This is a genomic window from Bartonella sp. 11B (assembly GCF_002022625.1).
In the GTDB taxonomy this organism is placed as follows: Bacteria; Pseudomonadota; Alphaproteobacteria; order Rhizobiales; family Rhizobiaceae; genus Bartonella; species Bartonella rochalimae.
Map to the genome: position 1 here is coordinate 93,055 of NZ_CP019783.1, position 21,176 is coordinate 114,230.

At 39.6% G+C, this 21,176-nt stretch carries 21 protein-coding genes and 1 pseudogene; 14 read left to right on the top strand and 8 right to left on the bottom strand.

Translation table 11 applies throughout. The features are described 5' to 3' along the window. The first annotated feature begins 123 nt into the window (after positions 1–123). From ruvC to tolB, 9 genes are all read left to right on the top strand, one after another. Complete coding sequence (gene ruvC, locus Bho11B_RS00455) at positions 124–633, top strand: crossover junction endodeoxyribonuclease RuvC (RefSeq protein ID WP_078674124.1); 510 nt, start codon at positions 124–126, stop codon at positions 631–633. Then, positions 630–812, top strand: coding sequence for a hypothetical protein (locus Bho11B_RS00460; protein ID WP_078674004.1), 183 nt, complete (start codon positions 630–632; stop codon positions 810–812). The genes ruvC and Bho11B_RS00460 overlap by 4 nt, the downstream gene beginning before the upstream one ends. Further along, positions 809–1,456 (top strand): Holliday junction branch migration protein RuvA, encoded by a 648-nt coding sequence (gene ruvA / locus Bho11B_RS00465; RefSeq protein WP_035006553.1) that lies wholly within the window; start codon positions 809–811, stop codon positions 1,454–1,456. Before Bho11B_RS00460 ends, ruvA begins: the two co-directional genes overlap by 4 nt. Beyond that, positions 1,456–2,538 carry a Holliday junction branch migration DNA helicase RuvB gene (gene ruvB, locus Bho11B_RS00470; RefSeq protein ID WP_035006552.1) on the top strand — a complete coding sequence of 361 codons (1,083 nt, stop codon included), beginning with the start codon at positions 1,456–1,458 and terminating at the stop codon, positions 2,536–2,538. The genes ruvA and ruvB overlap by 1 nt, the downstream gene beginning before the upstream one ends. Further along, the gene (ybgC, locus tag Bho11B_RS00475) at positions 2,531–3,001 is read left to right on the top strand and encodes a tol-pal system-associated acyl-CoA thioesterase (RefSeq protein ID WP_051668860.1); all 471 of its coding nucleotides are present in this window, start codon (positions 2,531–2,533) and stop codon (positions 2,999–3,001) included. The genes ruvB and ybgC overlap by 8 nt, the downstream gene beginning before the upstream one ends. Before the next feature lie 146 nt (positions 3,002–3,147). Further along, entirely contained in the window at positions 3,148–3,861 is a 714-nt protein-coding gene (gene tolQ, locus Bho11B_RS00480) for a protein TolQ (protein WP_035006551.1), read from the top strand. An 11-nt stretch (positions 3,862–3,872) separates the two neighbouring features. Next, positions 3,873–4,325 carry a protein TolR gene (gene tolR / locus Bho11B_RS00485; RefSeq protein ID WP_078674005.1) on the top strand — a complete coding sequence of 151 codons (453 nt, stop codon included), beginning with the start codon at positions 3,873–3,875 and terminating at the stop codon, positions 4,323–4,325. A gap of 76 nt (positions 4,326–4,401) precedes the next feature. Then, a complete protein-coding gene (locus tag Bho11B_RS00490; protein ID WP_078674006.1) occupies positions 4,402–5,553 on the top strand; it encodes a cell envelope biogenesis protein TolA in 1,152 nt (383 codons plus the stop codon). Positions 5,554–5,590: 37 nt separating this feature from the next. Continuing rightward, a complete protein-coding gene (gene tolB, locus Bho11B_RS00495) occupies positions 5,591–6,913 on the top strand; it encodes a Tol-Pal system beta propeller repeat protein TolB (protein WP_035006548.1) in 1,323 nt (440 codons plus the stop codon). Between the two features lie 291 nt (positions 6,914–7,204). Here the strand turns inward: tolB and Bho11B_RS00500 are convergent, their stop codons facing one another. The 4 genes from Bho11B_RS00500 to tkt form a co-directional block, all read right to left on the bottom strand. Then, on the bottom strand, positions 7,205–8,236 hold the full coding sequence (locus Bho11B_RS00500; protein WP_035006547.1) for a class I fructose-bisphosphate aldolase: 1,032 nt from the start codon (positions 8,234–8,236) through the stop codon (positions 7,205–7,207). Positions 8,237–8,315: 79 nt separating this feature from the next. Further along, positions 8,316–9,509, bottom strand: coding sequence for a phosphoglycerate kinase (pgk, locus tag Bho11B_RS00505; protein ID WP_035006782.1), 1,194 nt, complete (start codon positions 9,507–9,509; stop codon positions 8,316–8,318). 220 nt (positions 9,510–9,729) lie between these two features. Continuing rightward, positions 9,730–10,737: a type I glyceraldehyde-3-phosphate dehydrogenase gene (gene gap, locus Bho11B_RS00510; RefSeq protein ID WP_078674007.1), complete on the bottom strand. Its 1,008-nt coding sequence runs from the start codon at positions 10,735–10,737 to the stop codon at positions 9,730–9,732. Beyond that, on the bottom strand, positions 10,734–12,740 hold the full coding sequence (gene tkt, locus Bho11B_RS00515; RefSeq protein WP_035006544.1) for a transketolase: 2,007 nt from the start codon (positions 12,738–12,740) through the stop codon (positions 10,734–10,736). The genes gap and tkt overlap by 4 nt, the downstream gene beginning before the upstream one ends. A 312-nt stretch (positions 12,741–13,052) precedes the next feature. On the opposite strand from tkt, the gene Bho11B_RS00520 reads away from it, so the two are divergent. Both Bho11B_RS00520 and Bho11B_RS00525 read left to right on the top strand, forming a co-directional pair. After that, positions 13,053–13,328, top strand: a complete 276-nt coding sequence (locus Bho11B_RS00520; protein WP_035006542.1) for a DUF4164 domain-containing protein — start codon at positions 13,053–13,055, stop codon at positions 13,326–13,328. Between the two features lie 11 nt (positions 13,329–13,339). Beyond that, positions 13,340–13,705, top strand: a complete 366-nt coding sequence (locus Bho11B_RS00525; RefSeq protein WP_078674008.1) for a cell division protein ZapA — start codon at positions 13,340–13,342, stop codon at positions 13,703–13,705. 340 nt (positions 13,706–14,045) lie between these two features. Here the strand turns inward: Bho11B_RS00525 and Bho11B_RS00530 are convergent. Beyond that, positions 14,046–14,510 (bottom strand): annotated as a pseudogene (locus Bho11B_RS00530) (DUF1036 domain-containing protein); the annotation flags it as partial. A gap of 299 nt (positions 14,511–14,809) precedes the next feature. On the opposite strand from Bho11B_RS00530, the gene Bho11B_RS00535 reads away from it, so the two are divergent. Then, positions 14,810–15,067, top strand: a complete 258-nt coding sequence (locus Bho11B_RS00535; RefSeq protein WP_035006538.1) for a DUF2312 domain-containing protein — start codon at positions 14,810–14,812, stop codon at positions 15,065–15,067. Here the strand turns inward: Bho11B_RS00535 and Bho11B_RS00540 are convergent. Then, positions 15,064–16,887 carry an ABC-F family ATP-binding cassette domain-containing protein gene (locus tag Bho11B_RS00540; protein WP_078674010.1) on the bottom strand — a complete coding sequence of 608 codons (1,824 nt, stop codon included), beginning with the start codon at positions 16,885–16,887 and terminating at the stop codon, positions 15,064–15,066. The two genes, Bho11B_RS00535 and Bho11B_RS00540, sit on opposite strands and share 4 nt — an antisense overlap. Positions 16,888–16,891: 4 nt before the next feature. Here Bho11B_RS00540 and Bho11B_RS07350 point away from each other — a divergent pair, with 4 nt between their 5' ends. Continuing rightward, positions 16,892–17,116: a GvpL/GvpF family gas vesicle protein gene (locus Bho11B_RS07350; protein ID WP_153300835.1), complete on the top strand. Its 225-nt coding sequence runs from the start codon at positions 16,892–16,894 to the stop codon at positions 17,114–17,116. A 334-nt stretch (positions 17,117–17,450) separates the two neighbouring features. On the opposite strand, the gene Bho11B_RS00550 is transcribed toward Bho11B_RS07350, so the two are convergent. Further along, a complete protein-coding gene (locus tag Bho11B_RS00550) occupies positions 17,451–18,086 on the bottom strand; it encodes a thiamine diphosphokinase (protein ID WP_035006532.1) in 636 nt (211 codons plus the stop codon). 156 nt (positions 18,087–18,242) lie between these two features. Between Bho11B_RS00550 and Bho11B_RS00555 the strand changes: the two genes are divergently transcribed. Beyond that, positions 18,243–19,745, top strand: a complete 1,503-nt coding sequence (locus Bho11B_RS00555; RefSeq protein ID WP_078674125.1) for a M48 family metalloprotease — start codon at positions 18,243–18,245, stop codon at positions 19,743–19,745. Between the two features lie 77 nt (positions 19,746–19,822). Here Bho11B_RS00555 and Bho11B_RS00560 read toward each other — a convergent pair whose 3' ends face one another. Then, positions 19,823–20,734, bottom strand: a complete 912-nt coding sequence (locus Bho11B_RS00560; protein WP_078674011.1) for an RNA polymerase factor sigma-32 — start codon at positions 20,732–20,734, stop codon at positions 19,823–19,825. Positions 20,735–21,176 lie beyond the last annotated feature (442 nt).

Here is a 21,176-nt window from a genome sequence, read left to right on the forward strand (position 1 = left end):
AAAAAGAAAAAACAATTTTTTAAGATTATATTTTTGAACTTTCTTTACTTTATATTTTCTTCTTTTGTTCTATTCGTTAACTCCATCTATTAAAATACTAAGAAATCAAATAAACTGGATTTTATGGTAGACACGATTCGCATCATAGGAATTGATCCTGGACTTCGACGTACAGGATGGGGGGTGATTGACCTATGCGGCAATCATCTCCATTTTGTAGCATCGGGAACACTTCACTCTAATGCGCAGAATGATCTTGCTTCTAGACTATGTGAACTTTATGAAGGGCTTTCAAAAGTTGTCCATCAATTTATGCCCCATGAAGCAGCTGTTGAACATGTTTTTGTCAATAAAAATGCTGCGGCCACTTTAAAACTTGGTCAAGCCCGTGCCATTGCACTCCTTGTTCCTGCTCAAGAAGGTCTTCCTATTTCCGAATATGCTCCGAATAAAGTCAAAAAATCAGTTATTGGTGTGGGACATGGAGAGAAAGAGCAAATTCACATGATGGTGAAAATTCTTCTCCCTCGAGCTGAATTTGATAGCAGTGATGCAGCCGATGCCCTAGCCCTTGCTATTTGCCATAGTGCTCACCACACAAATCCTTCTTACCGCCTAAAGGCAAGCGCATGATTGGGAAACGCAACACACCCCTAGCCCTTGCCATTTGCCACAGCGCTCAACACACACATTCTTCTGACCCCTCTACAGGCAAGCGCAGGATTGGAAAACGCAATACGCCCCTAGCCCTTGCCATTTGCCATAGTCCTCAACACACAAGTCCCTCTAACCGTTTAAAGGCAAGCGCATGATTGGGAAACTCAAAGGCATTCTTGAACATATTTTTAGCGATCACATTATTCTCGATGTGCAGGGTGTTGGATATATTATTTTTATCCCTAACCGCCTTCACTCTTCTTTACCAGCCATAGGTGAAAGTCTCAGTTTATTCATCGAAACCCATGTCCGTGAAGAAGCGATTCGGCTTTTTGGCTTTGCAACAAAATCTGAACAAGAATGGTTTTGCCTTTTACAAAATGTCCCGGGTGTTGGCGCAAAAGTTGCATTGGCAATTTTAGGATCCTTATCCGTTAATGAGCTCACCCAAGCAATTACCCTCAACGATATTGCGACGATCAGTCGTACTCCAGGCGTTGGCAAAAAAGTCAGCGAAAGAATTGTAAGCGAACTCAAAAACAAAACGCTTCAATTTTCTAAAGAAGACAATAAGAATCTTGCTTTCTCGTCTTCTTTGACTTTTTCTTCAGAAGAGGAGTATCAGCCAACCAACGATGCTTTATTAGCGTTAATCAAGCTTGGTTTTGATCATGAAAAAGCGGCCACAGCTTTAGCTTCGGCCGTTTCTGCTCTTAAAGGAGAAACGATTTCCTCAGCACTTCTTGTGCGCCATAGTCTCAAACTTCTTTCCTCACAAAATCAAGGGAACAATGCATAATGCATAAAGATGATTCTCACCGCCTTCTCGGATCTATCCCTCTTCCTAACGATCCGGATCGCTCCTTAAGGCCTCAAACCCTAGATGATTTTATTGGTCAAGAAGCTGCCCGTGCGAATTTAAAAATTTTTATTGAAGCAGCGCGGACACGACATGAAGCCTTAGATCATGTCTTATTTGTTGGACCTCCTGGTTTAGGAAAAACAACACTTTCACAAATTATGGCAAAGGAATTAGGTGTTAATTTTCGTTCGACTTCAGGACCTGTCATTGCCAAAGCAGGTGATTTGGCAGCTCTTTTAACCAATCTAGAAGAGCGAGATGTTCTTTTTATTGATGAAATTCATCGTTTAAACCCGGCTATCGAAGAGATTTTATATCCGGCCATGGAAGATTATCAACTTGATCTTATCATTGGTGAAGGTCCTGCGGCTCGTTCAGTCAAAATTGACTTAGCTAAATTTACCTTAGTTGCAGCAACAACACGTTTAGGATTACTGACCACCCCTTTACGGGATCGTTTTGGCATTCCCATCCGATTAAATTTTTATACCATAGAGGAATTAGAATACATTGTTCAACGCAATGCGCGTCTTTTTTCAGTTCAGATCAGTGATGATGGCGCTCATGAGATTGCGCGCCGTTCCCGTGGGACCCCCAGAATTGCAGGGCGTCTTTTACGACGTGTCTGTGATTTTGCTTTAGTCAAAAAGGCTGAAAAAATTGATCATACAATTGCTGATGCAGCTCTTTCACGTCTTGAAGTTGATCATCTTGGCCTTGATCCTTTAGACCGCCGTTATCTCATCCTCATTGCGCAAACTTTTTTAGGAGGGCCGGTTGGGATTGAAACAATTGCTGCGGCTCTTTCAGAACCGCGTGATGCAATTGAAGATATTATCGAACCTTACTTGCTTCAACAAGGCTTTATTCAACGAACAGCACGTGGGAGGATTTTAACAGAAAAAGCCTGGACACATTTAAGACTTTGTCCTCCCACAACAGCAGAATCAATCAAAAAGGTTTCTTCATCAACGAAGACGTCTTCTCAATCTTCTCTGTGGGAGCAAGACAATGAATAAAACCACACCTTTAACACAATCACCTTCTTCCTCTTCTCATACTCTTCAAGCACGAATTTATGTGGCTGATACGGATTTTTCCGGTGTTGTTTATCATGCACGTTACCTTGAGTTTTTAGAAAGAGGACGTTCAGAATTTCTGCGTGATATGGGATTTAACAACAATGAATTACTCTCGGATAGCCAAGGGGAGAAATTATTTTTCGTCGTCCGTCATATGGACATCACCTTTTCCAAACCAGCCACGCTTGATGATCTTTTGACTATCAAAACATCCCTGCAAAGCATTCAAGGGGCGCGCTTTTTTATGAATCAGATCATTTTGCGCAATGAAATGACCTTAATTAAAGCAAAAGTTGAAATTGCCCTCATTAATCAAGAAGCAAAACCGCGCCGTTTACCTAAGAATCTCTCCTCTGCTCTTTTAAAAAGCAATCTTGGATCAGAAGTCCTTAAAGGGTAAACTGCTCTTGGAAGAAAATAAAGAAACTTTTTAGACATTTTTGTTAAAAAAACGCAACTTTGTTTTGTCAAATTTAGAAACTATAAAACAATATGCTGTAATGGACTGTAAAGAAATGAATCTTTCATTAAAGAGGTTAAAAGATCATGGCACAAGTAGAATTTGCAAGTCCAGAAACAATAGGAATATTAAGCCTATTTATGCAAGCCAATTGGATTGTAAAAGCTGTTATGCTTGGGTTAATCTTTGCCTCTATATGGAGCTGGGCTATTATTTTTGATAAGATCGTTTCTTATCGACGAATACGGCGTGATATCCACCATTTTGAGCGAAATTTTTGGTCAGGACAATCTTTAGACGACCTTTACAGCACCTATAAAAGTCAACGAAATAATAGTATGTCAATTGTTTTTCTTGCCGCAATGACGGAATGGAAAAAGTCACTCTCAAAAGGATTGCCCACACCCTTAAGCCTCCAATCTAGAATTGATAAAGCAATGGATCTAACCTTAGGCCGTGAAAGTGTAAAAATAGAATCACGATTAGGCTTTTTAGCAACTCTCGGATCTGCAGGTCCTTTCATTGGTTTATTTGGAACCGTTGTTGGAATTATGAATTCGTTTCTTTCTATTTCTGCCTCTCAAAATACATCGCTAGCAATTGTAGCTCCAGGCATTGCAGAAGCACTTTTAGCCACTGCCATTGGTTTGTTTGCGGCCATTCCCGCTGTTATTGCTTACAATAAATTGACAAGTGAAAGTGGGCAGATTATAGCAAAAATAGAAAATTTTGCTGATGAATTTTCGACAATTTTGTCACGGCGAATTGATGAAACAACATCCAACAATTCATCCTTATAAAGAGGTGTGCTATGGGACTCTCTGTTGCTTCTTCCGCTCACAAAACGACACGTAGACGGCGCCGTTCACGCACTTCTTTAATGAGCGAAATTAACGTTACACCTTTTGTCGATGTTATTCTCGTTTTACTGATTATTTTTATGGTATCCGCTCCTCTTTTGGTAAACGGTGTTCCTCTTGATCTCCCCCACAGCCAAGCAGGACCCGTGCAAATGGAAAGCACCCCCTTAACGGTTTCGCTTGATGCCCAAGGGCGTTTAGCTATCAATCAAAACTACTACGATACAAAAGAAGCTTTGATTGATCACCTCAAAGCCCTCTTAGCCGAGGATCCTAAGCAAAAGAACAAACGTATTTTTGTCCGTGCCGCCAAAACTGTTGAATATCAACAAGTTTTGCAACTTTTAGCACATATTCAAAAAGCAGGTTTTTCGCAGGTTGCTTTGGCCAGTTTAGGACAATAAAATTCTCTATAAACTGTTGCATTATCTATCTCAAAACTCCTTGCAAGAGTAAAAAACAAAACAGCAAGGCATACAAATGGAAAAAGGCTCTCATCACGGCATGAAGAAAAGTTTAACTTTATCATTTGCACTGCATTTCATTCTTTTCAGCTGGGGAATAATACACTTCACTCCCTCTTCTCCTTTCATGCAACACCCCTTAGAAATGGCTCCGATTACTTTATCTTCTCTTGACCAAGAGCTTGCTGTTCAAGAAGGCTCATCGAACGCTCCTCCTCTTGAAGACTCTGCTCCCAAACCAACGACGCAACCACAAGAAAAAAAAGATGCGCGTCATTTTGGTGAAGGAACGATGGATCTTCAAGCGCCCTTTCAGCCAAAAGAAAAAGTGCAATCTATAGATGCAACACCTTCTTCTTTTGGACAACAAGATGCATCGGATATCCCTGAAACATCCCTAAAAACGCAAAATTTGACAACAACAGAAACAGAAGCCTTATTCCACCCAGTACCAGAACTGACAAAAAATGAAGTGAAAACACCGCCACAAGAACCGGAATCAACAGACCAAACAGTTCCTCCTACAGCTTTAGAACAAACAAAGCCCGAAGATCCTCTTGAGAAAATACTAGAAGAACTTACTGAGGAAAGCCCTCATGAATCAACACCAACAATGACGCTTCCAGACACTATTCCTGTCCCATCGTTTAAACCAAAGGAAAAGCCGGTTGACCCTTCTCATCTTCAAAAGGCACAAAAATCTCCTCCCAAAGGAGAACAAACGATTGAAGACATTTTAGCAATGGAAAAAACACAGCTTATTAATCGTGCAAAAACCCAAGGGGGAGGTGCAAAACGTTCCAACAAACCAGAAGCTTTAGGTGCGCAAAAAAATATTGGTGATTCCGAAAAAAAAGCACAAACACTCGTTAATATTGTAGGCACCTGTATTCAACAAAAGCTCAAACTTGTTGCTATCGGAGGGAAGTTGAACAATCGCCCTGTTGTGCGTTTACAATTTTATTTAAATAATAATGGAAATGTGATAGGCGAACCAAAGATCGATCCTCTCAAAGGTGAAGAAAGTCAGCTTGCTATCATGACACAACAAGTTTATGCTGCTGTTTTTTCGTGCCAACCCTATGAAAATCTTCCCCGTGATCAATATAATTTATGGGGACAAGGCTTTGATTTTAATGTTGATCCTTTTCAAGAAACAGCACCATAAAACAACAGTTTTTATATAAAGAAAGGATGAAGACCACATGACTGTGATAAAACGTATAATTTCTTCCTTGTTTTTTTTCAGTGTATATTTATGGTTTTCCGGTTTTTCATCTTCATATGCACAGCTGAAAGGCACGATTGCAAAGGCTGATTTTAACCCCATTCCCATTGCCGTCGCGGATTTTGTTTCTCACGATTCATTAGGCATTAAAATTGCAGCTGTCGTTGCAGCAGATCTCGAAAGATCAGGCCTTTTTTTTCCCCTGCAGAAATCTTCTTTTCCTGAAATAACACCTAATCCCGATCAACAACCAAACTTTCCTGATTGGAAAAAAATAAACGCTCAAGGATTAGTCACAGGAAAAATTTATAGAGAAACAGATGGACGGCTTAAAGTTGATTTCCGTTTATGGGACGTTGCAGGCAAGCGACAAATCAAAGGACAACGCTTTTATACAGCAACGGAACGCTGGCGCCGTGTTGCCCATATGATTGCAGATGAAATTTATAGCCAAATGACAGGTGAAAAGGGCTATTTTGATACCCGCATTGTCTTTATTGATGAAACAGGACCACAGAATGCGCGTATCAAACGTTTAGCAATTATGGATCAAGATGGAGCAAATTTAATCTATCTTTCCGATGGCAGTGAACTTATCCTTACGCCACGTTTTTCTCCTAAGCGACAAGAAATCACTTATATGGCTTATGGGAAAAACAAAACACCTCATGTTTATCTCCAGCAAATGGAAGTAGGACAAAGAGAATTGATTGGAAGTTTTGATAACATGACCATTGCTCCCCGCTTTTCTCCGAATGGACAAAAGGTGATTATGAGTTTGTTACAAAACAATGGAAGTGCTAATTTATATACGATGGATTTACGCACACGGAAAATGACCCGTTTAACAGCAACCCAAGCGATTGATACATCAGCCTCTTATTCACCAGATGGCACTAAAATTGTTTTTTCCTCTGATCGGAATGGAAAACCACAAATTTATACGATGAACGTAGACGGCAGTGATCTCCAACGTATTTCTTCTAATGAAGGAAGCTATTCCACACCTATTTGGTCTCCGCGCGGGGATTATATTGCGTTCACAAAACAATTTCAGGGTCAATTTTCCATTGGCGTGATGCATCCTGATGGAAAAGGCGAGCGCATTTTAACAACAGGTTTCCATAATGAAGGTCCTACATGGGCACCCAATGGCCGAGTACTGATGTTCTTTCGTCAAAATCCAGGAGAAGGCTCAAAAATTTACACAATTGATATTACCGGACGCAATGAACGCCTCTTGCCCACTCCAAATGATGCCTCTGACCCAGCATGGTCTCCTCTCCTCAATATGCAATAAAAAGGATAAAGGACAAATAAAGAGACTATTCTCTTTTAAACTCTCAAAACTACTCTTACGGTCTTGCAGCCTTCTCTTTATACGCAACGGATTGTATCAGTGCTGTTTCGGTCAGATAAATTCCCCCGATCAATACTGCTCAAACCACGAAGAAGGGTATTTACTAAAGAATACACCCCTTGAGAAGAAGGAAAAATTATACATCTAAAACCCCTGTCTATCATTTCCATCATAAAGGACAGGGATTGAAGACAATCTAAAATTTGTTTTTATCTTCTCCTTTATTTTTCATTATGCACAAGACTGTTCTTGTTCTTTTGTCCACTGTCCTAAAGCCGCCAAATGGTTCATGCGCGCACGATGATAAAAAGCCTTTTGTGCCGCAGCGCTTTGTTCGGCTTTTCCACCCCATGCTTTCAAAGCTGCAGCTTGTAGCGCACGTCCATAAGAAAAAGTCAATTTCCAAGGCAATAAACCAAAACTATTCATAGCAGACAAATGCGCTGTTGCTTCTTCATCGGATTGCCCTCCAGAAAGGAAAGCAATTCCTGGAACAGCAGCAGGAACAGTTTGTTTTAGAACACGAACTGTCTTTTCAGCGACTTCATCAACGGAAGCCTTGCGTGCATCCTTGCCATCAATAACCATATTAGGTTTTAAAATCATGCCTTCCAAAAGAACACGTGCTTGAAATAATTCTTCAAAGACTCTTTTTAAAACTGTTTGTGTTACTTCAAAACAGCGAGCAATTGAATGCTGACGCGACGGACCATCCATCAAAACTTCAGGCTCCACAATTGGCACGAGTCCAACTTCCTGACACAAAGCAGCATAGCGTGCCAAAGCTTGAGCATTTTGATTGATTGCACCCCTTGTTGGCAAAGAATGTTCATCAATTGCAATCACCGCACGCCACTTAGCAAAACGCGCACCCAACGCATAATAATCCTTCAATCGCTCACGCAGACCATCCAATCCTTCTGTAATTGTTTCCTGAGGAAAAGCAGACAAAGGCTTAGCCCCTGTATCAACTTTAATGCCTGGCACAGCACCAGTATGACGAATGAGATCTGTTAACATTTGCCCTGTTGATGCTTTTTGACGAATTGTTTCATCAAATAAAATCACACCAGAAATAGCCATTTCCATTGCTTCTTTTGCTGAAAACAACATTTCACGATAAGCCCGACGATTTTCTTCGGTAGATTCGACACCAATGGTTTGGAATCGTTTTCCAATCGTTGCTGTACTTTCATCGGCTGCTAAAATGCCTTTTCCCGGACGAACCAGAGAAACTGCAATATCTTCAAGACGCTCACTCATAATCAAGCTCCTCTTTTTCCACGCTATAAAATCAATAACCGATCAGCCCATTTGCTGAAGTCATCGGATGCTTTTCCCTTCATACATGCTGAAGAGCGAGAATTCCAGGAAGACCTTTCCCTTCCATCCATTCTAAAAACGCCCCACCTGCTGTTGAAAGATAGGTAAAATCATTGGCAACACCTGCGTGATTTAACGCAAAAACTGTATCTCCTCCTCCAGCAATGGATACCAATTGTCCCTGCTGACTGCGTTCTGCAACATACCGTGCAACTGTCACCGTTCCCTGATCGAAGGGAGACATTTCAAAAACACCAAGTGGACCATTCCAGACAAGCGTTTTTGCCTTATCAATTGCTGCTTGAATATGTGCAATAGAACGAGGACCAATATCCAAGATCATTCCTTCTTCAGGAATATCCTCAAGAGCATAACACTGATGCGGTGTTTCTTTTGCGAAATGAAATCCAACAATGACATCCAAAGGTAAAAGGAGTGTACAGTGATTTTTCTGTGCTTTCTCAATGATTTCTTTTATTGTTGTCATCAGCGTTTTTTCACACAATGATTGACCAACAGAAACACCTTGTGCTGCTAGAAAACTATTGGCCATACCACCGCCAATAACCAAATAATCAACCTTTTCAACCAAATGATTAAGAACAAAAAGCTTACTAGAAACCTTAGCCCCTCCAACAACCGCTACCACTGGGTGCATCGGACGATCCAAACCCTTTTCTAATGCCCGCAATTCTTTCTGCAACGCCCTCCCTGCGTAAGAAGGTAAGAGATGTGTAATCCCTTCTACTGAAGCATGAGCACGATGAGAAACAGAAAAAGCGTCATTCACATAAAGGTCCCCATTGTGCGCTAAAGCTTGAGCAAAAGAAGGATCATTCTTTTCTTCTCCCGGATAAAACCGCACATTTTCAAGCAAAAGAATTTGCCCCTCTTGTACTGTATTGACTGCTTTTTGAGCGACCTCCCCTATACAATCACTTGCAAATAAAACCGACTGATTTATGATTTTTTCGAGCACCTCAACGACAGAACGCACGGTAAATTCTGGAACAACTTGTCCTTTGGGACGACCACAATGAGACAGGATAATAACCTTAGCCCCACGCTTTTGAAGTTCAACAAGTGTGTCTTTATGGCCTTCAATCCGGGTTGCATCACACACTTTCCCGTTCAATATAGGGACATTAAAATCCACCCGCACCAGCACGCGTTTTCCTGTTACATCAACATCATCGAGTGTCTGAAATTCCATAACTGTTTTCTCTTCTTCTTTATCCTTGAAAACACTCTTCTTTCCTTTGGCGTGCACTTTTAGCTCACTGTTCATCAGTTCTTTATATATTCAAAGCCTTCATAGCACTCCTTCACCATTTTTCTTGCGCTAAAATATTTTTTGATGCTCCTCAAAAACATCAGATTTTTTTCAAAACACCCTCTTTTTTATGCGACAACAAGGATCAAAAATCCTTCTTTCACAATGTTTTGGCAAAAGCAACAGCCGTATCACTCATCCGATTTGAAAAACCCCACTCATTGTCGTACCAAACCAAAACGCGACACAATGTTCCATCAATCACTTTGGTTTGATCATTCTGAAAAATTGCTGAATGTGGATCATGATTAAAGTCACTACTCACAAGTTTTTCCTCTGTATAATCCAAAATTCCTTTTAGAGATCCTTCAGCAGCCATCCGAATAGCCGCATTAATTTCTTCAACAGTCGTAGAACGCTTAGCAGTAAACGTTAAATCCACAACAGAAACATTGGGTGTTGGAACCCGCAGTGACACACCATCTAACAAACCATTTAGTTCTGGTAAAACTAATCCCACTGCTTTAGCAGCTCCTGTTGATGTGGGAATCATAGAAAGAGCTGCAGCACGCGAACGATAAAGATCTTTATGCATTGTATCTAAAACAGGCTGATCACCGGTATAGGAATGAATCGTTGTCATAAACCCCTTTTCGATTCCAATTGCTTGATGGAGCACTTGTGCAACGGGAGCCAAGCAATTCGTTGTACAAGAAGCATTCGAAACAACACGATGCTCTTTGCTCAATGCCTGATGATTGACTCCATACACTACGGTTAAATCAGCCCCTTCAGAAGGTGCAGAAACCAAAACACGCTTTGCCCCTGCATCTAAATGAAGACACGCCTTATCACGCGCTGTAAAACGCCCCGTACATTCGAGAACAATATCAATATCTAAAGACTTCCACGGCAATTGTGCCGGATCACGTTCAGCGATCACTTTAATCGCACCACATCCAACATCCAAACTATCCCCCACCACCTTCACAGGAGCAGGAAAACGCCCATGAACGGAATCGTAGCGCAATAAGTGCGCATTTGCTTCCACCGATCCTAAATCATTAAGCGCCACAATCTGAATATCTTGGCGTTTTTTTTCAACGACAGCCCGTAAAATATTACGTCCAATCCGTCCAAATCCATTAATTGCAACGCGAACACTCATATCATCACTTCCTTATTAATCTCTTCAAGTTTTTCTTTAACAATTGCCACTACAGCCTCACAGGTAATGCCAAAATGCCCATAGAGGGCATCACCTGGCCCACTGACTCCAAATCCCTCCATTCCAACAAAGACTCCATCACAGCCAATAAAGCGCTCCCACCCTTGTTGAATAGCTGCTTCAACAGCAATTTTAATTGGAGCATCACCAATGAGTGCCTTTTGATACGCAGCAGATTGTTGTGCAAATAATTCAAAGCAAGGGACAGAAACCACCCGTGTTGGAATCCCACTTTCTTCTAAAACAGAGTGCGCTTTGACAACAATATGCACCTCTGAACCAGAAGCAAAGAGTGTAACTTGAGCATCATCACTGGCTGTTAATAATTCATATGCCCCAAACATACAGAGATTTTCTTTTATATATTCTTGACGGACAAGAGGTAAATTTTGCCGACTTAAAGCCAAAGTAGAAGGTGTTTTTCTTGATTTTAAAGCCAATTGCCAACATTCGAGTGTTTCAACAGCATCCGCTGGCCGGAAAACAAAATGATTCGGCAACGCACGTAATGTTGCTAAATGTTCTACTGGCTGATGGGTAGGACCATCCTCACCCAAACCAATTGAATCGTGGGTCATGACATAAATAACCCGCAATCCCATAAGAGACGACAGGCGCATTGCAGGACGCATATAGTCTGAAAAACATAAAAAGGTCCCACCATAAGGAATAAAACCACCATAAAGTGCAAGACCATTCATCATCGCACCCATAGCATGTTCACGAATTCCATAATGGAGGTAGCGTCCTGAAAAATCCTCTGCAGAGATAGCTTTCATCTGACTTGTTTTGGTATTATTAGATCCAGTAAGATCAGCAGAACCACCAATTGTTTCCTCAACAACCTCATTGATAACTTCGAGCGCCATTTCAGAGGCCTTACGGGTTGCAACAGCAGGGCATTCAACAGTCAATTTTTGTTTATAAGCATCAACAGCATTTTCAAAATTTCCGATTAGATCACCACGCATCAATCGCTCAAACTCAACCCGCTCTGCAACAGATAAAGCAAGAAATTTCTCTTCCCATTTTTTTCGTTTTTTTGCAGCATTCAAACCAGCCAAACGCCAACTATCAAGAATATCAGCCGGCACAACGAAGGGTTCTTCTTCCCACCCCAAAGCTTTACGGGTTGCATCAATTTCTTCTGCTCCTAAAGGAGAGCCATGAACCTTATTCGTTCCACCTTTATTAGGCGCTCCAAAACCAATCGTTGTTTTACAAGCAATTAACGTCGGTTTACAAGAAGCTTGTGCCGCTTCAATAGCCCGCGTTAAAGCAGCCTGGTTGTGCCCATTCACTTTGATAGTATTCCAGCCAGATGCTTTAAAACGCGCTATTTGATCTGTACTATCGGTTAATGAAATAGCCCCATCGATCGAAATATCGTTATCATCCCAAAACACAATCAGCTTATTGAGTTTTAAATGTCCTGCTAAGGTTATCGCTTCTTGAGAAATCCCTTCCATTAAACACCCATCTCCCACAAGAGCATAAGTATAATGGCAAATTAACTCCCCAAAACGGGCATTGAGCAAGCGTTCTCCCAATGCCATTCCGACAGCATTCGCAAGCCCCTGACCGAGAGGACCAGTTGTTGTTTCAACCCCAGCGACATGTCCATATTCTGGATGACCGGCGAGCTTAGATCCTATTTGGCGAAAATTGCGCAAATCCTCACAAGAGACATCCTCGTAACCAGAAAGATACAAGAGAGCATACAGTAACATTGACCCATGCCCTGCAGATAAAACAAAGCGATCACGGTTAGGCCAATGTGGATTTTTAGGATCATAGGCTAAAAATTTTGTGTAAAGAACAGTAACAATATCCGCAGCTCCCATTGGTAAACCGGGATGACCAGAATGAGCAGCTTCAATTGCATCAATAGCAAGAAAACGAATGGCATGGGCCATTTGATTTTGTTGTTCGTTATTTGTCATAAATAATAGACCACTTTTTTGTAAAATTTACTTTTATCTTAATCATTCTTTATGCCGTTCTTATGCCGGTTAATTCTTAAAATACGCGCACACTTTGCACCTATACCTCATATCAACTAAAAGAACATCCTTCCTTATCATCCTTATGCACACCACACTTCTGCCTATAATGTCAAATAATCCAGTTTTTAATTCACATCAATCTTCTGCTTTGCTTGCTAAAATAGCCTATATCTTTAAAAATGAAAAAGATGCAAAAAGAATATAAGTGATTCGTTTTTGCATAAATGACTGTTAAGGAATGCACTCATTATGAATCAAGAGACTGTTATTTTACCACAAGCTCTAGAACAATTGGAAAAAGCACTCAGAAATTTAGAAGTTGCTGTTATCAATCACAATACTATTATTGATAAAAGCAACGAATGGGAAGAAGAAATTCAACGAATGAATGCGGATCGTAGTCGTCTTGCTCAAGAACTTGATAAATCCGAAGCGCAGACGGAACGATTGACCATAATCAATAAGGACGTTTCTAAACGTCTGATTAAAGTTATGGAAACAATTCGTGTTGTAGTTGATCGATAAAGGTTTAAAAAATGGAAACCGTTTCTGTCACGATTGATGGCAAAACTTACCGTATGGCCTGCGATGCAGGGCAAGAAGAATATCTCATTCAGCTCGCTGCTAAATTGGATCAATATATTGCACATCTTAAAAAAAACTTTGGGGAAATTGGTGATCAGCGTCTCTCCCTTATGGCCGGTATTATGATCATAGATGAAATGGAAGAAATAAAACGAGAAAATAAAAAATTACAAGAAAGTTATAAAGCTCTTCTCGAAGAAAATAAGAAAAAAGACTGTATGATGGATAAAATTATAACAGAAACAACGAAAAGAATTGAAAAGATCACCTATCAATTACTCAAAAACAATAAAGAGGAATCTTCTCTACAGGAATAAAACAAAATATATGCTTATCTGGATCCTTAAACGACCGTACTAACACATAAACAAAGGACCCAGTGAGCCTCCTCTCAACCAAGAGAAAAGACTTTATTTCCTTTAACACTCTTTCATATTTAAGAATTAAGCTTTTTATCGTAGCTTTAAAAAGTTTGTCATTCATGAAAACAGATCCAAATATCAGCAAGAAAAAAGCGACTGACACTTTATGCAACGATATATTTTATGATGAAGATGACGGTTTTGAAGGTGCAAGTGTAGGAACAGGAATAGATACAGGTGAAGAAAGAGGCTCAGCAGAAGGGACAAACAGGGGCACAGATGTAGCCGCCTTAGATGGTGAAGCGTTAGATATAGGGGTGGGTTTGAGTACACTTGAATCGTGCGATACAGGCTTATCGGTCAGCTGCACCATCCAATTGGTTTGATCACCGGTATCAATTTCTTCAAACTCAGCTCTTTGAAACCCTCTTACAAAACAATTATGAATACCTTCAATCGTAAATTGGCTATCTTGGACACACATCATAACTTTCCCTACCCCACTCCCTTTTTTTCGCGTGTTTTCGAAATATAAATAATAAAATCGTGATGCAAGGGGGCCATCGATCAAAGTTTTACACTCTGTTGTTGGAACAATCCACCAACCTTCAGTAACCCAATTTGAAACTGTACGATAGCCAATAGCAATACCGACAGACTCTTGCGTTGTATTACAAACGCGAAAATCAGCTTTCGCACACTCAAAAGCAGAGAAGAAAAAAAGAATATTGAAGAACAAAACTCTAAACTCTTTTAGCACAGTCCTTGCTCCTTATCTTCGTTTTAAAATTCATAAGTTCACTTTCACAAGGCAAATATTGAAAATAAAATATCCATTTTTCTCTTTTTTCAAAATTATAGCACTCTATATATTTCTTTCTATCTCTTTTTTACTCCTTGATCTCTTTATCTCAATGTAGACAACTCGTTTATACAAAAAATTAAAATCAATAGATTAAAAAAAACGTAGAGCTTGACTCTCTACCCCTTCTTAAGGCATCCCCAATAAGGGTTTATTATCAACAGTCCAATAAACAATATATATTCGGAGAGAATACGATGAGCGATGTGATTGATACCACACAAGCTATATCCGTTAATCAACTGCGTAGTTTTATCGAACGGATTGAACGGTTAGAAGAAGAAAAAAAAACAATTTCTGATGACATCAAAGATGTGTATACGGAGCTTAAAGGATCTGGTTTTGACAGTAAAGCAGTCCGCAGCATCATAAGACTCCGCAAAAAAGAAGATCACCAACGAATTGAAGAAGAAGCAGTAATCCAACTTTATAAAGACGCCCTGGGGATGACTTAATCAGTGAGACATTTTTGTTCTATTTCTTCACGTAAAAGCTCAAGTTCTAACCATTCTTCTTCTTTTTGCGCACAGAGCTTTTTCTTCTCTTCCAGTGCTATGGATAAATCTTCAAAACGATTTTTGTCACAACAATAAAGCGCTGGATCAGAAAGAGAATCTTCAATTTTCTTGATTTCATTCTGCAAAACAGTAATCTGTTCCGGTAATTTTTCCAAAGCGTATGTTTGCTTATAGGATAATTTACGGGGTGCTGTTTTTGTACGTAATGATGTTTGTTTTTTCTGCTCCAGAGTTGTTAATTTTTGCGACTCTTTACGCAAAGGAAGCGCAGCTTTTTTTATTTGCACCTCCATATCACTATAGCCCCCAGCATATAAGATCCAATGACCATCCCCTTGAGGCGCTAAAATATGAGATACAGTTCGATCTAAAAAATCTCTATCATGACTTACCAGCAAAACTGTTCCAGGAAAATCAGCAATAAATTCTTGTAAAAGATCAAGTGTTTCCATATCAAGATCATTGGTGGGCTCATCTAAAATCAAAAAATTTGCAGGTTGGGACAAAAGACGTGCCAACATTAAACACGCTCTTTCACCGCCTGACAACTCCTTCAGCGGCGTGCGTGCTTGTTCTGGTAAAAATAAAAAATCTTTCATATAAGAAACAACGTGTTTCTCTTGCCCATTAATTAAAAGAGTATCGCCTCTGCCTCCCGTTAAATACTGCGCTAATGTTTCTTCTTCATTGACAGTACGCTGTTGATCAAGCAAGGCCATCGATAAATTATATCCCCGCTTTATGATTCCATGATCCGCAGGCTCCTGCCCTATTAAAACAGAAAGCAATGTCGTTTTTCCAATACCATTTCGGCCAACCAAGCCTACCCTGTCCCCCCGTTGAAGACGCCATGAAAAATCCTTAACGAGAATACGATCCCCATAAGATTTTGAAATCTTCCTCGCTTCCAACACAAGTTGCCCAGATTCTTGACTTTTAGACGCCTCAAATGAGGCATTTCCGAGAGGTCCTTTATAGGTCTGAGAACGCTGACGCAATTCCTTTAACGCTCCTAATCGCCGTACATTGCGCTTACGTCGTGCAGTAACTCCATAACGCAACCATTGTTCTTCTCGTTCAATCTGACGGTTCAATTTATGCTGATCACGCGCTTCTTCCTCGAGCACTTTATCACGCCATTTTTCAAATTCAGAAAAAGGCTTTTCAACCCTTTTAGCTGTGCCCCTATCAATCCAAACTGTTGAACGCGTCACCGTTTCCAAAAACCTCCGATCGTGCGAAATAACCACAATCGCTGATCGTAAAGAACATAACATACCCTCTAACCATTCGATCGTTGGTAAATCAAGATGATTGGTTGGTTCATCCAACAACAAAATATCGGGTTGCACTGCAATTGCTTGTAATAATGAGAGACGACGTTTTTCTCCTCCAGAAAGGGTTTTTCCTTTTTCTGTACCCGAAAAACCAAAATTCCCCAAAAGAGTGTTGACCCACTGCCTATCGTGAGTCTCATTTAAACCAGCTTGTATATAAGCATTAACATCATCAAATCCTGAAAAATCAGGGTTTTGCGACACATAATGGACCGTCGCCAGAGGGTGGCGAAAAACCTCGCCTCCACTCGGCTCTAATAATCCAGCAGCAATTTTTAAAAGCGTCGATTTTCCACACCCATTACGGCCCACAAGAGCTATACGCTCACCTTGACCAATTGATAAACTCACCTGATCGAGTAAAGGATGCCCTCCAAAGGTTAAGAAAATACGATCAAGCCGCAGAAGTGGAATAGCCATTCACATGATTAATGGCAAGGAGCCTGATAACGTTGTCCTCTTTGATCAGTATAAGTGCACAATTGTGGTATCTGATGTGGTGTCTGATGAGTACAAGGTGCTTTATACACATACCCTTTTCCATCACGATAGGTGCATAAGCCAGACTGTTGAATCACTTGCTGTTGTACCATTTTCTTTTGATTTTTTCTTTGAACTGCAGCAACACCTGTTACGGTTCCTGCAATAGCACCAACAGCCGCACCTGTCGTTACTGCGCCAAGTTTTCCACCATCAAGCGCTGCACCAGCTAAAGCACCCAATGCAGCACCTCCAACACCATATTCTGTAATTTTTCGTTCAGACATTGTACATGCTGTTGAACTCAACCCAACAGCTGCAATAACTGCCATTGTAAAAACTGGTTTTAACATATTAAACCCTTTCTTTTTCTACTTTTCTTTTTCTACTTTAAAGTCTAAAATCACGTTATACTATTATATCAGTCCCCCTGATTTTCCTGCTCCTGCTTTTTTACTTATCTCATACATATAAACGACTTGCCTTACACAGACAAAAAGACTCTATGAAACAGGTATAGACGCTAATAATATAGCTTTACCAGAATACAAATAACAATAAAAAGTTCCACAAATACGGTTAGAGAGTGTTAAAGAAGATCCAAAAGGTACATTTTTGTCTAACAATGGCCATTTAACCCCTGACATTGTTAAACCTTGTAAATCAGAAAATCCAATAATACTAAACAAGCATCCATTCGGCAAATCACAAGAAAAAGAGTTTGATATGATTGGCCATCCTTCTTCACAACCACTGGTCAATAACACTGAAATGCCTTTCTCTGCCATTGCTATTGCTTGAGTCATATGAGATAAAGTATGATCACTTCTTTCTCCTCCAAAAGCACCACATAAAATAAGTCGTTGAGCACCTTCCTGTAAAGCGCGCTCACAAGCTAATGCGCTATCGGTTGCGTCTTTATCAGAAGGAAAAAATTCCTGTGCAATATGGCTATATTTCTGCAATAAATCCTGCTCAGAAGAATCAAAATCCCCTAACCACAATTCGGGGACAACGCATAATACTTCAGCATGACGTATCCCCCCATCAGCAGCAATGACGCGACTGTTACGAATTTGATCACGTAAACGTTGCGTAACGCAAATGTCGCCATTTAATAATATTGTAAATGTTTTCATGCCATATTATGCCTTGTATAAAACGTCCTTTAATATATTACTGCTATAGATTATAATCATGAAAACATCTCAAGAATCCTTATAAAAATTCTTTAATATAAAATGCAAACAAAATCTTAAAGCTGAAAGTTGAAATAATAAAAAATGAAAAAAGCAATGATTCAAGGATTCAGATTTTTTCCAAAAAAATTCTTTTCTTACCACACAATTTATAGAATATTTTTCGTAAGCTTCTCTCTTTTCCTTGTCGCATGCCAAATAAAATTTAAAGGGAATAATCACTTACATCCTTTAGATTTCCCTATAAAAACGACTCATTCCAACAACAATGATGTTTATGCCACATTGGGTGCTACACAACATCCCCGCATTTTAAAAACTTATGGTCAGGAATATAATAATCCAAAACTTGAGCGTATGTTAGCAAAAATTATAGGAAAACTCGTTGCCGTTTCACACAACCCCAATCAAACCTATCATGTTACAATTTTAAACTCAGCCCATGTAAATGCATTTGCGTTACCTGGTGGCTATATTTATGTAACCCGTGGAATGCTAGCACTTGCTAATGACTCTTCAGAAGTCGCTGCTGTCTTAGCACATGAAATAGCGCATATTACGGCTAATCATGGTATCTTACGCCTACAAAAAAAAGTAGAATTGAAATACACGAACAACACGTCCTCACATGTTGAATTATCCTCTGACATGAAATTGCACAACACTGTAAAAACAGAACAAACTCTGGCTCAATTTTCAAAGAATCAGGAACTTGAAGCTGATGCCATTGGAATTGAAATGCTCCATCATGCTGGATATGATGCATTTGCTTTTCCACGCTTTTTGCAATCCATGGAAGCTTATAAAGCTTTTCGCAACATCTCCGGAACAACGAATGATTCATTAGACTTTTTATCCCACCATCCTACAACCCCACAACGAATTCGCCTAGCTATTAATAAAGCATATAAAATAAGCGCATCTGATCCTAAGACTAAAAACACTGATCGTGATACCTTTCTTAAGAGCCTTGATAACATGATTTTTGGAGATAACCCTGAAAAAGGATATATACGAGAGAATAAATTTGTCCATCCAAAATGGGGCGTCACTTTCTCAGTTCCAACCAATTTTACCATAAACAATTCTTCTCCAGCTGTCATTGCAAGTGGTCCAGATAAAATTGCTATTCGTTTTGATGCCATCCCTTTTCCAACAAACATATCTGCAAGCGATTACTTGAAAAGCGGTTGGGTTTCTGGACTTGATGAAACCTCTGTTCAACCGATAATAATTCAAGGCTTACCTGCAGCCCATGCCCATGCGACTAATAAACAATGGCAATTTGATATAGTTGTTATTCCCATCAAAAATCGTGTTTTCCGCTTTCTAACAGCTGCCCCTCATCATTCCAAAAATTTTGAAGCTATCGCAAAAAATACAACCGAAAGTTTTCACACCCTTTCTCCTCAAGAGCTGAGGAAATTACCCCCTTTAAAGATTCATATCGTCCGCGTTGAACAGAAAGATACAATTTTAAGCCTTTCGGATAAAATGCAAGATACACCACACAAAGAAAAACTCTTTCGGGTGATTAATGGACTGTCACCAACACAAACTCTTCTTGAAAGCTCATATGTTAAAATCATTTCTGAATGAATGCAGAAAAATATTTTTGCTTCCTCATTCAACAATGATAATTTTAATTTTTTTCAAAGAAGCACCGAATACTTATCCTATACTTGATAAACTTCTGCAGAATTCACTGTTAACAAAGCACACCGAAGTTTTTGCAAAGCCCGCGCTTCAATTTGGCGTACACGTTCTTTTGAAATCCCCAATTTTTTACCAAGCACTTCTAAGGTTGTGCCCTCTTCATTTAAGCGGCGAAAACGAATAATTTCGAGTTCTCGTTCATTGAGAATTTGTAAAGCCTCATGAAGCCATTGTGCCCGCCGTTGCCCATCAATTGCTTGCTCAATCACAGAATCAGGGAGAGGATGATCATCTATTAAAGAATCCATTTTAGCAATTGGAGTTTCACCGTTCTCAGAAATAGAAAGACTTAATGAATTATCCGTCCCAGAAAAACGGAAATCCATTTTTTCAACATCATTCACTGAAACCCCAAGCTTTTCAGAAATCGCACGAAAAATTTCTTGTTTGGTCAAAGTATTATCATCTTGCGCTAATTTAGCACGCAAACGTCGAAGATTAAAGAAGAGTGCTTTTTGCGAAGAACTCGTTCCTCCCCGAACAATTGACCAGTTCCGTAAAATATAATCTTGAATAGAAGCCCTTATCCACCATGTCGCATAGGTGGAAAAACGTACTCCACGATCAGGATCAAAACGCGCAGCTGCTTCTAAGAGTCCCACATATCCTTCTTGAACTAAATCACCTAAGGGCATTTTAAAACGTTTAAAACGGCTAGCAATTGAAATAACTAAACGCATATGAGCCGCTGCAATTTGATGCATAGCATTATCATCACGTTTATTTTTCCATCGCAGTGCTAAATCATGCTCCTTTTTTCGTTCAAGATAGGGCGCCTGCTTCGCAGAACGCATCATATTGCGACCCAAACTTGTGTCAGTATTATTATAATTTTTACTGCTTTTATACACAACATGTGAATGACTACTCATAATAATCCCTTGCGATTAAAATTATTTTCTAAGTTGTTTTGACAACAACATCATTATTTGCTCTAATAAACTTTAAAGTTGTTTATTATTACGAATACTACTTTAACGTGTATTTTTACAATCGCAATTGTTTTTTTATTTTGACGACACAACTTATTTCTTCACGCATAGGTTTTTACACAGCAAATGCCTGCAAATGCTTGCTTTCACCACATAATTAAATGAAGAAAAAAAATTAAAAAGGATAAATAAAAGAGAAATTAGTGTCTTTTATCACTCACTTTAATTGTGAAATAAGAGAGAAATTTTAACATTATTGCCTATATTTACAATTAAAAGTTGTATAGTTGTCTTGATAAGACAATATCGAAAATTAAAATACCTACAAAAAGACAATAAGAACACATTGAAGCAAGCATAATAAACATGCTAAAATGCTAAA